Raw genomic sequence first — 12,270 nt, 5'->3', positions numbered from 1 at the left:
CCATGACGGATGCCTCGGCTCCGACCCGCTCCGCGTGCACCGGCATCCGCAGCCACGCGCCGGTGCGCGCGGCGATCGGCGTCGTCTCGAGTTTGGTGCGCACCACCTCGCCGGAGAGGAAGTTGGTCTCGACGAACTCGCCGAGGGTGCGGCCGATCTCGTCCTTGCGGTTGGGGATGATCGCGGTGTGCGGGATCGGGATGCCGAGCGGACGCCGGAACAGCGCTGTCACCGCGAACCAGTCGGCGAGCGCGCCGACCATGCCGCCTTCGGCGGCGGCCCGGACGTAGGCGAGCGCGGGCACCTGCTCCTCGAAGGCGAACGCGACCGCGAACACGACGGCCATGCCGACGAGCGCGCCCAACGCGACGCCCTTCATGACCCGCAGGCCGCGTCGGCGCTCCTGATCTGCCGGACTCAGCAGCGCCGTGGGGGTGGGGGCCATCCCGTCATCCTCGCACGCGTTCGCGCACCGGGTCAGGCGGAGATGGCGTCAGCCTCCAGATCGGCGTCCCATTCGAAGTCCGCCGCGAGCTGCCGGGCCTCGGCGGTGGCGCGGGCGAATTCGAGGTCGCTGATCCCGCCGGGCACGTCCTGTGCGTGGGCGTGGACGACGGTGATGTCGGTGATCCCGACGAAGCCGAAGACCGTGCGCAGGTAGGGCTCCAGGAAGTTGGCATCCTTGGCCGGGCTCGACGCGGAGAAGTCGCTTCCGGAGCTCGAGATGATGACCATCTTCTTTCCTGCGATGAGCGGCACCGGATAGCCGATCTCGTTGAACCGGAACAGATAGCCGGGCTGCACGATGCAGTCGATGTAGTACTTCAAGGCGTAGGGCACCGAGAAGTTCCACATCGGAGCGGTGATCACATATCCGTCGGCCGAGAGGAACCGGTTGATCTCGCGCTCGATCCCGCCCCACGACTCCGCGTGGTGACGGTCGATGGGCTGCCCCATCAGCAGGCCGTACTTCGCCTCGATGTTCTGGCCGGCGACCGCCGGCAGGTCCTCGTTGAACAGGTCGACGGTGTCGACCTCCAGAGACGGATCCGCCTCACGTGAGGCCTCCAGGAAGGAGTTCGCGATCCGGAGGGTGTTGGAGCCATTGGATCGCGGGGTCGCGACAATGTGGAGCAGCTTCATTGGTGCCTGTTTCGGGGTGGTGTGGCGCGGGCGAGGTGGCGAGTACAACCCGGACACGGAGCTCCCCGGTTGGCCAGACTCTATCGACTTACTGCATTCCGCAGGAAGGGTGTCGACGCATTCAGTTCTCGAGCGGCCCGAGCCACGCGGAGGCGACCGTCGAGTGCGCCGATTCCGGGTCGGACGGATGGAACAGTCCGGCGAGCACATCGCGGTAAAGGCGGCTGAGCTCCGAGCCCGCGAAGTACGACGACCCGCCGGCGACGAGCACCGCGTCATCGACGATCGCCTTCGCCGTCGTGACCGCGCGGTGCTTCACTCCGGCGAGCAGCGCGAACCACTTCGCGCCGTGATCGCCGCGCTCGTCGACGTCGCGGCACAGCGACGACAGCTGCGGGGGGAGGGCGTCGTAGGCGAGCGCCATGTCGGCGATGCGCCAGCGGATGTCGGGGTCCTGGCTGTACGCCAGGCCCGTCTTCTTCGACCGGCGCCTGCCCGCGGTCTCGACCGCGAGGTCGAGCGCGCGGCGCGCGATCCCGGTGTAGACCGAGGCGAGCAGCAGCTCGAACACGCTGAAGATGCCGAACACGATCGGGTCGGGGTTGGGTCCGGGGTCGATCCGCCGCACGACGCGGCCTGCGGACGCGACGGCGCCGCGCAGCTCGGTGGTGCGCGACTGCGTCGCCCGCATCCCGAGGGTGTCCCAGTCGTCGCGGGTCACGACCCTCCCGGCGTCTTCCTCCGAGCGCGGAACGAACGCGTAGACGAGCTTCGGCGCGTCGGGCGATGTGGTGTCCAGGCCGTGCAGGCCGAGCTGGGTCCACACCGGGGCGAGCGAGGTGAAGATCTTGGTGCCGGTGAACGTGTAGGACCCGTCCGCGGCGGGCGCGGCATCCGTATCGCTTCCGAAGAGCACCAGATCGTTGCCGGCCTCGCTGATGCCGAAGGCGAACACCTCGCCGGCGACGGCGCCCTCGTGTACGAAGCGGAGCGCGTCGATGCCGCGGTCGGCGAGCACTTTCGCGACTCCGGTCCACACGAGATGCATGTTGATTGCGAGGGCGGTCGCCGGTGCCGCGCCGGCGAGCCGCTGCTGGAGGACGGATGCCTCGGCCAGCCCGAGTCCGCCGCCGCCGAGCTCCTGCGGCGCGAGGATCGCGAGGTACCCGGCCGCCGTGAGCTCGGCGAGGTCCTCGTGCGGGAAGGTGTTCTCGCGATCGTGCACGGCCGCGCGCTCGCGGAAGCGGTCGAGCAGGTCGTCGGGGAGGATGCTGGCCGGATCGAAGTCGCTCACCTCTCCATTCTCGACCGCGGCATGCCACGATGGGCCCACGCAGTCGTCGAGGAGTCGATATGTCCCGTCTGACCCAGACCCTGATCCCTCCTTCGCAGCGGCAGTCCGTCGAGGCGCTCCACGACGCCCTCGACCTGAGCTATGGCGACAAGGTCAGCAAGCGCACCGGCTTCCTGATCATGCTGACGCTCGCGGGGACGATCGCCATCGCGGGCGTGCTCGCCGACTCGACCGCCACCGTCATCGGCGCCATGATCATCGCGCCGCTCGGCACGCCGATCCTGGGGATCGCCCTCGGCATCGTCACCGGTCACCTCCAGCTCGTGCTGCGCTCGATCGCGTGGGTGCTCGCCGGACTGGTGATCGTCGTCGTGCTGGGGTTGCTGTTCGCGGTCTTCGTGGCGACGCCCGAGAGCCTTGCCACCAACTCGCAGGTGCTGGGGCGCACGTCGCCGAGTCTCATGGACCTGATCGCGGCCCTGGCGACCGGGTTGGCAGGCGGCTTCGCCATGTGCCGCAAGGATCTCAGCGCGGTGCTCCCCGGGGTCGCGATCTCGATCTCGCTCGTTCCGCCCCTCGGGGTGGTCGGGGTGTGCGTAGGCCAGGGGCTGTGGAGCGATGCCCTCGGCGCGCTGGTGCTCTTCCTCTCCAACGTCGTCGCCCTCGTGATCGCGGGGAGCATCGTCTTCACGATGGGCGGCTATGCCCGCGACCCCGGATCCTCACCTGTGGCCAACCGGCGCCGTGCCTACATCGTCGTCACGGTGCTCGCGCTGATCATCGCGATCCCGCTGGCCGCCAACTCGATCATCTCGATCGCCATCGCGCGGTGGTCGGTGACCATCCAGCAGGTCGCGGTCGACTGGCCGAAGGAGGAGGCGGGCGCCCGCGTCTACGAGGTGCAGTGGAGCGGGCTGACCGCGACAGTCGACATCACGACCGATGACGGGGAGGTGCCGGCGACCGACGATCTGCAGCAGGCCCTCTCGACCGCGATCCCGAGTTACGTCGGTGTCGTCATCGACGTCGGCCAGGGGGTGGAGCACGTCATTCAGTAGCTGAGCATGACGACGGATGCCCCGGCTCAGCCGGCGAGCGCCGCCCTCAGCAAAGCCATCGTCGCCTCGGGCTTGTCTCGGTGCGGGGAGTGACCGGCGCCGGGCACCACCGACATGGTGATCAGCGGGTTGGCGGCGATCACCTCATGGGCGAGACGCCCGGTGAAGATCGAGAAGACCGCGGGATCGGCGCCGATGACATGCGTCGGCATGCGCAGGGCTGCGGCATCCGCCCGCACGTCCCATGGCTCGTTCTGGGCGCTGGTCTGCTCCACGGCCCATCGGCTCGCCTGCTGTGCGGAGAGCGCCTTCAACTCGATGTCGTGCTCGTGCCACGCCGGATGATCGCGGCGCACCGCCGCCTGGGACGGATCGGCGAACGACGCCTCCTGGCTCTCGCGCACGACCTGCCGGTCGTGGGCGTTCAGGTGGATGCCCGGGTCGATGAGGATCAGCCGCCGGGTCCAGGCCGGGTGCGTCGCCGCAGCGGCCGTCGAGGCCGCTCCGCCGAGCGAGTGCCCGATCACGAGGTCCCACGGCTCGGCGTCCGCGGGGGCCGTCGCGGCGAGGTCGGCGGCGTACGCGGCGATCGTGTAGTCGAGCGCGCGCGGCGCGGTGCCGTGCCCGCGCAGATCGACGGCCGCGGCGTACCAGCCGTCGTCGGCCAGCGCGACGCCGTACCGCCACATCAGTGCGCCATTGGAGCCCAGCCCGTGGACGAGCAGGGCACGGCGCTGTGAGGAAGGATCGCCCCACGCCAGGCGCGGGAGGGTCACGGGTGCAGGCATGGATTCAGCCTATTGCGACCCCGCGGTGGTCTCGGCGGCAGGAAGATGGTCGTCATGATCTCATCGGACTTGGCCGTCTCCCTGCGGGACGCCGGACTCGTGTGGCACCCGCGGTCGGGCGACCGGTTCCAGCTGGACGAGCCCGAATTCGAGGCGGACGTCTTCACCGTGAGCGAGATGACCATCGAGCCGCGCGAGTACCCGACCGGGAAGATCCTCGCCTTCAACGGCACGACCGAGTGGGCTCTGGACTCGGTCGCGCTCGAGGACGCGCTCTGGCTTCCTCGGGAAGACCAGCTGCGCGAACTGCTGCGCGGCACCTTCCGGGCGCTCCGACGCAGCGCCGACACCCACGAGGTCGAGATCGAGGTTCGCGGTGAGTCGCTGACCTTCGAGCACCCCCAGCCCGAGGACGCGTACGCGCTCGCCGTGCTGGAGCTGCTGCGGCGCATCGCCTGATCGGGCTCAGACCCCGACGGTGAGCGCTGCCGCGTATCCCGCGCCGACCGACCCGCTCATCGTTGCGATCTGGTGGATCCCGCCGTCGTCGCCGAAGACGTTGTCGCTCTGCAGCGAGATCTGGGCGACGTTGCGCACGCTCTGCTCGTAACCCGCCGTCGCGTACACCGCGCTGTTGGTCTCGGCGGGCAGGGCGATCTGGCTCGTCTTGACGATGGGCCCCGATGCGACGGCGGTGGCGACATCCGCATACACCTCGAAGTGGATGTGCGGCCAGCGCCCCGAATAGCAGGCGGGATAGATCGTCGTGAAGGTGACTGTGCCGTTCGCGTCGGTCGCCTGCACGCCGCGCAGGTAGTTCTCGTTCTCGACCCCGCGGCTGTAGAGCGAGTAGTCGCCGTCCCGGTCGCAGTGCCAGATGTAGACGCCGCGGCCCGCGAGCGCCGCGCCGGTAGCGGCGTCTCGCACGGTGAGCGCGACAGTGAGCGGAACTCCTTCTGCGACGGTCGTCGACGATCCGAAGCTCGAGCGGATGTCGCTGCGCACGATCCCGGAGTCGTCGAGCACGTCGACGCCGTTCGACCCGTCGCCTGGATAGGGCCCGCCGGTCTCGTCGGGCACCTCGGTGAGGGGACCGGATGCCGCAGCCGCCGTGGGCGACGGGCTCGGCGAGGCCGAACTCGGGGTGGTGGGCGAGGTGCTCGCGGCGGGGGTGGCCGCGGCATCCTCCGTCTTGACGCCACAAGCGGCCAGCAGCGACGTCAGCGCCACACCGCCGAAGATTCCGAGTGCCCGGCGGCGGTTGATCATCGTCTGGACGTCGTAGACGAGGCCGCGGTGGTCCTCGTCGATGACATCGCCGTGCTCATCGACCCAGCGTTCTTCGTTCGTCATGACGACATGCAAGCCGTGCCGGCTATGCGAGCGCTATGGGCGAACTGTGGCGATCGTGTCAGGTGATGATGGTGCCGACGGGTTCGGTGTCGGGGATCGGGCTCGGATCGCGCCCGCGCAGGTCGGGGAAGCTGCGCACGAAGACCACCGCGACGAGGACGCCGACCACGGCGAAGCCAGTGGCCGCCGCGTACGCACCCTGGGGGCCGACGCCGTCGATCAGGAAGCCGGCGATCGCCGAGCCGGCCGCTGCCCCGATGAGCTGCCCGGTGCCGACCCACCCGAAGGCTTCGGCCGTGTCGCTGAACTTGACGCTCGCCGACGTCATCGCGAACAGCACCGCGAGGGCCGGGGCGATGCCGATGCCCGCGATGATGAGTGTGCCGCCCAGCCACCATGCATTCAGCGAGATCATCGTCAGGGCGAGGCCCCCTGCGACGATCGCGAGGCGCCGGGCCATCGCCCATGGACCGATCGGGATGTGGCCGAGGGTGAGGCCGCCGGCGAGGCTTCCCACCGAGAACAGGGCCAGCACGACCCCGGCCTCGATGCCCTCATGGCCGAACGTCGCGACGACGCCCGCCTCCACCGCGGCGCACGCGCCGATGAGGAGGAACCCGATGACCGTCGCGAGCAGCACAGCGGGCTTGGTGAGGACTTTGCCGATGCTGCGCCGGCTGCGGGGGATGCGCACGCGCCCGACCTCGGGGGAGAGGATGAACCACAGCCCCCCGCCGATGAGGATGACGACGATCAGCAGGAGCGCCTGGACCGTGCCGATCTGCGTCGCGACAAAGGTGGTGAGCACCGGCGCGATGATCCAGATGATCTCCTGCAGGCTGGCATCGAGCGAGAACAGCGGCGTCAGCTGCCGCGAGTTGACCATCTTCGGGTAGATCGTGCGGACAGCCGACTGGACGGGAGGAGTGGACAGCCCCGCGACCACGCCGAGCGCCATGTAGCCCGGCAGCGGAAGTTGGACCAACGCGATGAGCGTGAGGGTCGCCGCGCAGATAAGCATCGTGGTCGTGAGCACGGGCCGCATGCCCCAACGGCCCATCCAGCGGCTCGTGACGGGGCCGGCGATGGCCTGGCCGACGGATGTCGCGGCCAGCACCAGCCCGGCGGCTCCGTACGACCCGGTGACCTGCTCGATGTGCAGCAGGAGGGCGAGACTCGTCATGCCGGCGGGGAACCGCGCCGTCAGCTGGGCCGCGATGATGCGCCCGACGCCCGGCGTCTTCAGCAGATCCCGGTACCCCGCGTTGCCACCTGCCACCCGTCCACGCTATCGCCCGCGCACCGGGGAGCGACACGCCGTCGATGCCCGCGACACGCCCGTACATCTCTCCACAGGCAGATCGGATGTCGGAGGCCCGCAATACCGTCGGCCTGTGGATGGATGTGGCCGCGGCATCCGATTCCGCCGTGTTTCAGGGGTTTTCCAGACTTCGAATCCGAGCTCTCCCTGTGGATGAAACGGTGGACAACCTGTGTTGTATCTGAGGAGAGCGGTGGAAAACTACACGGATGTAACTACTAGCCCTTGTGGTGCTACCCAATGTCGGTACCCATATGTAGTATTGGACTCCCGGTGGGGGGAACCGCCGGAACAACACCGGACGTGAGGGAGAACGGATCTTTATGGCGATCACGGTCTACACAAAGCCTTCGTGCGTGCAGTGCACGGCGACGTATCGTGCACTGGACTCGAAGGGCATCGAATACGAGGTTCTCGACCTCTCGGCAGATCCTGCCGCGCTCGAGCAGGTGAAGGCGCTCGGCTACCTTCAGGCGCCAGTCGTCATCACGGACGGCGACCACTGGTCCGGCTTCCGTCCCGACAAGATCGACGAGCTCGCAGCCCGTCTGGCCTAGGTTTCGCCCTTCGACGGGCTCAGGAACCGGGGGGTGAAATGTGACCGCACTCGCAACACAGGCACCGCTCCTGGTCTACTTCTCGAGTGTCTCGGGCAACACCGCCCGATTCATCGAGAAGCTGGGACTGCCGGCGCGACGGATTCCGCTCCAAAGCCCGGAACGGGGATCGCGGCCGGCTCTGGTCGTCGATGAGCCGTATGTCCTGGTGACCCCCACCTACGGCGGGGGCCAGGGCAGGGGCGAAGAGCACGGCGCGGTTCCCAAGCAGGTCGTCCGCTTCCTCAACGACGAGGGAAACCGGAGCCTGCTGCGGGGAGTGATCTCCGCAGGCAACACAAATTTCGGCGAGTCGTTCTGTCTCGCCGGCGACATCATCAGTCGCAAGTGCCGTGTGCCGCACTTGTATCGGCTTGAACTGTTCGGCACGCCGGAAGACATCGATCGCGTGAGCGACGGATTGGAACGATGGTGGAATCAGCACTGAAGGACACGAGCTTCAAGACCGAGTCGCGGTTCGAGGGGATGGACTACCACTCCCTCAATGCGATGCTCAACCTGTACGGCCCGGACGGCAAGATCCAGTTCGAGGCCGACAAGCGCGCCGCGCAGGAGTACTTCCTCCAGCACGTCAACCAGAACACGGTGTTCTTCCACTCGCTCAAGGAGCGTCTCGACTACCTCGTCGAGAAGGAGTACTACGAGCCCGCCGTCCTCGCGAAGTACCCGCACGAGTTCATCCAGCAGCTCAACGACCGCGCGTACGGCAAGAAGTTCCGCTTCGACACGTTCCTCGGAGCGTTCAAGTACTACACGAGCTACACGCTGAAGACCTTCGACGGCAAGCGCTACCTCGAGCGGTTCGAAGACCGGGTCGTGATGACCGCGCTCGGTCTCGCCGACGGCGACCAGAGCCTCGCGATCGAGCTCGTCGACGAGATCATCGCCGGCCGCTTCCAGCCGGCGACCCCGACCTTCCTCAACACCGGCAAGGCGCAGCGCGGCGAACTCGTCTCGTGCTTCCTGCTGCGCATCGAAGACAACATGGAGTCGATCTCCCGCGGCATCAACTCCTCGCTGCAGCTGTCCAAGCGCGGCGGCGGCGTGGCGCTGCTGCTGTCGAACATCCGCGAGTCCGGCGCACCGATCAAGCAGATCGAGAATCAGTCCAGCGGCATCATCCCCGTCATGAAGCTCCTCGAAGACAGCTTCAGCTACGCCAACCAGCTCGGCGCACGCCAGGGCGCGGGCGCGGTGTACCTCTCGGCGCACCACCCCGACATCCTGCGCTTCCTCGACACCAAGCGCGAGAACGCGGACGAGAAGATCCGCATCAAGACGCTCTCGCTCGGCGTCGTGATCCCCGACATCACCTTCGAGCTCGCGCGCAACGACGAGGACATGTACCTGTTCTCGCCGTACGACGTCGAGCGCGTCTACGGCGTGCCGTTCGGCGACATCTCGGTCACCGACAAGTACCGCGAGATGGTCGACGACGCGCGGATCAAGAAGACGAAGATCAACGCACGGGAGTTCTTCCAGACCCTCGCCGAGATCCAGTTCGAGTCGGGCTACCCGTACATCATGTTCGAAGACACGGTGAACAAGGCCAACCCGATCAAGGGGCGGATCAACATGTCCAACCTGTGTTCGGAGATCCTCCAGGTCAACACCCCGACCACCTACAACGAGGACCTCTCCTACGCCGGCATCGGCAAGGACATCTCGTGCAACCTCGGCTCGATGAACATCGCGCTGGCGATGGACGGCGGCGACCTCGGCCGCACGGTCGAGACCGCGATCCGCGCGCTCACGGCGGTCAGCGACCAGAGCCACATCACGTCGGTGCGCTCCATCGAGGACGGCAACGACCGCTCGCACGCCATCGGGCTCGGGCAGATGAACCTGCACGGCTACCTCGCCCGCGAGCACGTGCACTACGGCTCGGAAGAGGGCCTGGACTTCACGAACATCTACTTCTAMACGGTGCTGTTCCACGCGCTGCGGGCGTCGAACAACATCGCCATCGAGCGCGGGCAGGCGTTCGACGGGTTCGCGGACTCGACGTACGCCTCGGGGGAGTTCTTCGACAAGTACCTCGACCGGGCCTGGGAGCCGAAGACCGAGAAGGTCAAGGACCTGTTCGGCGGCATCCCGATCCCGACGCAGGCGGACTGGGCCGCGCTGAAGGCGAGCATCCAGCAGCACGGCATCTACAACCAGAACCTGCAGGCCGTGCCGCCGACGGGGTCGATCTCGTACATCAACAACTCGACGTCGTCGATTCACCCGATCGCGTCGAAGATCGAGATCCGCAAGGAAGGCAAGCTCGGTCGCGTCTACTACCCGGCGCCGTTCATGACGAACGAGAACCTGGAGTACTACGAAGACGCCTACGAGATCGGCTTCGAGAAGGTCATCGACACGTACGCCGAGGCCACGCAGCACGTCGATCAGGGGCTCTCGCTCACGCTGTTCTTCAAGGACACCGCGACCACCCGCGACATCAACAAGGCGCAGATCTACGCGTGGCGCAAGGGCATCAAGACCATCTACTACATCCGCCTGCGGCAGATGGCGCTCGAGGGTACCGAGCTTGATTCCTGCGTCAGCTRCATGCTCTAGTCGAGTCCCGAGAAATCGATGTCGTCGAGCAGCGCCAACTCCGGGTCGTGGTCGCCCTTTGTCGGGTCGATCTACGGCGTCCGAGAGATGTCTTCGACTGAATTCAGATACGTCGGCTTGACAACGAAAACAATCCTTCGTCGTCGGTCCGAGCACTTCAAGAATGCAGAACGTGGTGTGAAGACTCCCTTCGCTGACTGRCTGCGTAAGCGGCAGTCGCGCGAAGACGTCTTCTTCCAGTCGCTCGAACTGGTGATGAGCGACGATCTGGAGGAACTCGGACGGGCTGAGCAACGATGGATCGCGGAGCTTCGCGCTCAGGGTCATCAATTGCTCAATCTGACGGAAGGGGGGCTTGGGCCACGCGGCTACGTGTGGTCCGAGGCGCAGCGTCGAGCGGTCGGGGACCGAACGCGAGGTACAACTCATCCCAACCCCTTGCGCGGACCCGACAATCCGATGTGGGGACGATCTCACACGGACGAGCAGAAGGCTCGCTGGTCTGATGCCCGCAAGGGGATGAATACAGGCGCGGCTAATCCGAACTTCGGCAAGTTCGGGTCTGCCCATCCTTCATTCGGTCGCACAATGAGTGCTGACTCGCGAGAGCGGCTGTCCGAGATGCGCCGGGGCGAGAACAACCCGAACTTCGGCAAATCCGCTAGTGAAGAGACGCGTGCCAAGATGTCGGCGGTTCGCAAGGGTCGGGCGATGCCCTCGAGTGTTCGAAGCGCCCATACCCGTCACCACACAAACAAGGGCGTGTTTAAAGAGACATGCCGTCACTGCATCGACGATCAGCGGTCCGCTGACACAGGAGAGAACCGATCATGACCCCTCAACCGCTCAAGCTGCTCAGCCACGTGCAGGCGATCAACTGGAACCGCATTGAAGATGAGAAGGATGTGGACGTGTGGAACCGCCTCGTCAACAACTTCTGGCTGCCGGAGAAGATCCCGCTGTCCAATGACATCCAGTCGTGGAACACCCTGACGCCCGACGAGCAGCTGCTGACGATGCGCGTGTTCACCGGTCTGACGCTGCTCGACACGATCCAGGGCACGGTGGGCGCGGTATCCCTCATCCCGGATGCGATCACGCCGCACGAAGAGGCGGTGTACACGAACATCGCTTTCATGGAGTCGGTGCACGCCAAGTCGTACTCGTCGATCTTCTCCACGCTGTGCTCGACGAAGGAGATCGACGAGGCCTTCCGCTGGTCCGTTGAGAACCCGAACCTTCAGAAGAAGGCATCCATCGTCATGGAGTACTACCGGGGTGACGAGCCGCTCAAGCGCAAGGTCGCATCGACCCTGCTCGAGAGCTTCCTCTTCTACTCCGGCTTCTACCTGCCGATGCACTGGTCGTCGCGGGCGAAGCTCACGAACACGGCTGACCTCATCCGCCTCATCATCCGCGACGAGGCCGTGCACGGGTACTACATCGGCTACAAGTTCCAGAAGGGCCTCGAGAAGGTCTCGCAGGAGAAGCGCGACGAGATCAAGGACTACACGTTCTCGCTGCTCTACGAGCTGTACGACAACGAGGTGCAGTACACGCAGGACCTCTACGACAGCGTCGGCCTCACCGAGGATGTCAAGAAGTTCCTGCACTACAACGCCAACAAGGCCCTCATGAACCTGGGCTACGAGGCGATGTTCCCGGCATCCGTCACGAATGTGAACCCGTCGATCCTGTCCGCGCTCTCGCCGAACGCGGATGAGAATCACGACTTTTTCTCTGGTTCGGGTTCGTCGTACGTCATCGGCAAGGCCGTCGCCACGGAAGACGAGGACTGGGACTTCTAGAGTCCCAGAACTCGGACGGCCCCAACGGGCCCACCTTGAGCCCCGGATCTGCAGAGAACTGCAGGTTCGGGGCTCTTTTCGTGCCTCCACATTGAGACAACGGAGGACATCAATGGACGGCATGGTCCAGATGAGACCGTCAGGCGATTCGCTCGTCAGGAGCTGGACGGATCTGTCAAGGGCCCCGGCGGCGGGCAGCCGCGCGGTTACCGTCGAGGGGGAGGTACGCCCGATGATCGCATCCGGGAATTCCCGTGCTCGCGCCGAAAGCCGCACATCCACACCGGGCGCGGCCACGGTCGCCGGTGCGCTGAGTCCTGTCG

General features: G+C 66.3%; 13 protein-coding genes. 7 read left to right on the top strand and 6 right to left on the bottom strand.

Annotated features, from left to right (window positions below; translation table 11 throughout):
• From AC1DVT_RS04650 to AC1DVT_RS04640, 3 genes are all read right to left on the bottom strand, one after another.
• Positions 1-445, bottom strand: a 445-nt coding sequence (locus tag AC1DVT_RS04650; protein ID WP_477386925.1) for a DUF445 family protein, incomplete at its 3' end; no start/stop codon positions are given.
• 32 nt (positions 446-477) lie between these two features.
• The gene (locus AC1DVT_RS04645; protein WP_477386923.1) at positions 478-1,143 is read right to left on the bottom strand and encodes an FMN-dependent NADH-azoreductase; all 666 of its coding nucleotides are present in this window, start codon (positions 1,141-1,143) and stop codon (positions 478-480) included.
• Between the two features lie 121 nt (positions 1,144-1,264).
• Positions 1,265-2,437 carry an acyl-CoA dehydrogenase family protein gene (locus AC1DVT_RS04640; protein WP_477386921.1) on the bottom strand — a complete coding sequence of 391 codons (1,173 nt, stop codon included), beginning with the start codon at positions 2,435-2,437 and terminating at the stop codon, positions 1,265-1,267.
• A 59-nt stretch (positions 2,438-2,496) separates the two neighbouring features.
• Here AC1DVT_RS04640 and AC1DVT_RS04635 point away from each other — a divergent pair, with 59 nt between their 5' ends.
• Positions 2,497-3,495: a TIGR00341 family protein gene (locus AC1DVT_RS04635; protein ID WP_477386919.1), complete on the top strand. Its 999-nt coding sequence runs from the start codon at positions 2,497-2,499 to the stop codon at positions 3,493-3,495.
• Between the two features lie 26 nt (positions 3,496-3,521).
• Here AC1DVT_RS04635 and AC1DVT_RS04630 read toward each other — a convergent pair whose 3' ends face one another.
• Complete coding sequence (locus AC1DVT_RS04630) at positions 3,522-4,283, bottom strand: alpha/beta fold hydrolase (RefSeq protein ID WP_477386917.1); 762 nt, start codon at positions 4,281-4,283, stop codon at positions 3,522-3,524.
• Positions 4,284-4,337: 54 nt separating this feature from the next.
• Between AC1DVT_RS04630 and AC1DVT_RS04625 the strand changes: the two genes are divergently transcribed.
• The gene (locus AC1DVT_RS04625; protein WP_457099400.1) at positions 4,338-4,742 is read left to right on the top strand and encodes a pilus assembly protein CpaE; all 405 of its coding nucleotides are present in this window, start codon (positions 4,338-4,340) and stop codon (positions 4,740-4,742) included.
• A gap of 6 nt (positions 4,743-4,748) precedes the next feature.
• On the opposite strand, the gene AC1DVT_RS04620 is transcribed toward AC1DVT_RS04625, so the two are convergent.
• Both AC1DVT_RS04620 and AC1DVT_RS04615 read right to left on the bottom strand, forming a co-directional pair.
• Positions 4,749-5,636, bottom strand: coding sequence for an intradiol ring-cleavage dioxygenase (locus AC1DVT_RS04620; RefSeq protein WP_477386915.1), 888 nt, complete (start codon positions 5,634-5,636; stop codon positions 4,749-4,751).
• Positions 5,637-5,694: 58 nt separating this feature from the next.
• Entirely contained in the window at positions 5,695-6,858 is a 1,164-nt protein-coding gene (locus AC1DVT_RS04615; RefSeq protein ID WP_477386927.1) for an MFS transporter, read from the bottom strand.
• A 422-nt stretch (positions 6,859-7,280) separates the two neighbouring features.
• On the opposite strand from AC1DVT_RS04615, the gene nrdH reads away from it, so the two are divergent.
• From nrdH to nrdF, 5 genes are all read left to right on the top strand, one after another.
• Positions 7,281-7,514 (top strand): glutaredoxin-like protein NrdH, encoded by a 234-nt coding sequence (nrdH, locus tag AC1DVT_RS04610; RefSeq protein WP_457099402.1) that lies wholly within the window; start codon positions 7,281-7,283, stop codon positions 7,512-7,514.
• A 40-nt stretch (positions 7,515-7,554) separates the two neighbouring features.
• Positions 7,555-8,001, top strand: coding sequence for a class Ib ribonucleoside-diphosphate reductase assembly flavoprotein NrdI (nrdI, locus tag AC1DVT_RS04605; protein ID WP_477386913.1), 447 nt, complete (start codon positions 7,555-7,557; stop codon positions 7,999-8,001).
• Complete coding sequence (nrdE, locus tag AC1DVT_RS04600) at positions 7,983-10,139, top strand: class 1b ribonucleoside-diphosphate reductase subunit alpha (RefSeq protein WP_477386911.1); 2,157 nt, start codon at positions 7,983-7,985, stop codon at positions 10,137-10,139. Before nrdI ends, nrdE begins: the two co-directional genes overlap by 19 nt.
• An 87-nt stretch (positions 10,140-10,226) precedes the next feature.
• Positions 10,227-10,973 (top strand): NUMOD3 domain-containing DNA-binding protein, encoded by a 747-nt coding sequence (locus AC1DVT_RS04595; RefSeq protein WP_477386909.1) that lies wholly within the window; start codon positions 10,227-10,229, stop codon positions 10,971-10,973.
• Positions 10,970-11,947 (top strand): class 1b ribonucleoside-diphosphate reductase subunit beta, encoded by a 978-nt coding sequence (gene nrdF / locus AC1DVT_RS04590; protein ID WP_477386907.1) that lies wholly within the window; start codon positions 10,970-10,972, stop codon positions 11,945-11,947. Before AC1DVT_RS04595 ends, nrdF begins: the two co-directional genes overlap by 4 nt.
• Positions 11,948-12,270: the final 323 nt, after the last annotated feature.

It is taken from the genome of Microbacterium sp. P2_F9 (assembly GCF_056403635.1).
The sequence above is the reverse complement of the archived record's forward strand: the minus strand, read 5'-3'. Positions and strand labels throughout refer to the sequence as shown.

Coding starts and splice junctions, on each gene's coding strand:
- AC1DVT_RS04645 (WP_477386923.1), bottom strand. CDS start 1,143: ATGAAGCTGCTCCACATTGTCGCGACCCCGCGATCCAATGGCTCCAAC.
- AC1DVT_RS04635 (WP_477386919.1), top strand. CDS start 2,497: ATGTCCCGTCTGACCCAGACCCTGATCCCTCCTTCGCAGCGGCAGTCC.
- AC1DVT_RS04630 (WP_477386917.1), bottom strand. CDS start 4,283: ATGCCTGCACCCGTGACCCTCCCGCGCCTGGCGTGGGGCGATCCTTCC.
- AC1DVT_RS04625 (WP_457099400.1), top strand. CDS start 4,338: ATGATCTCATCGGACTTGGCCGTCTCCCTGCGGGACGCCGGACTCGTG.
- AC1DVT_RS04620 (WP_477386915.1), bottom strand. CDS start 5,636: ATGACGAACGAAGAACGCTGGGTCGATGAGCACGGCGATGTCATCGAC.
- nrdH (WP_457099402.1), top strand. CDS start 7,281: ATGGCGATCACGGTCTACACAAAGCCTTCGTGCGTGCAGTGCACGGCG.
- nrdF (WP_477386907.1), top strand. CDS start 10,970: ATGACCCCTCAACCGCTCAAGCTGCTCAGCCACGTGCAGGCGATCAAC.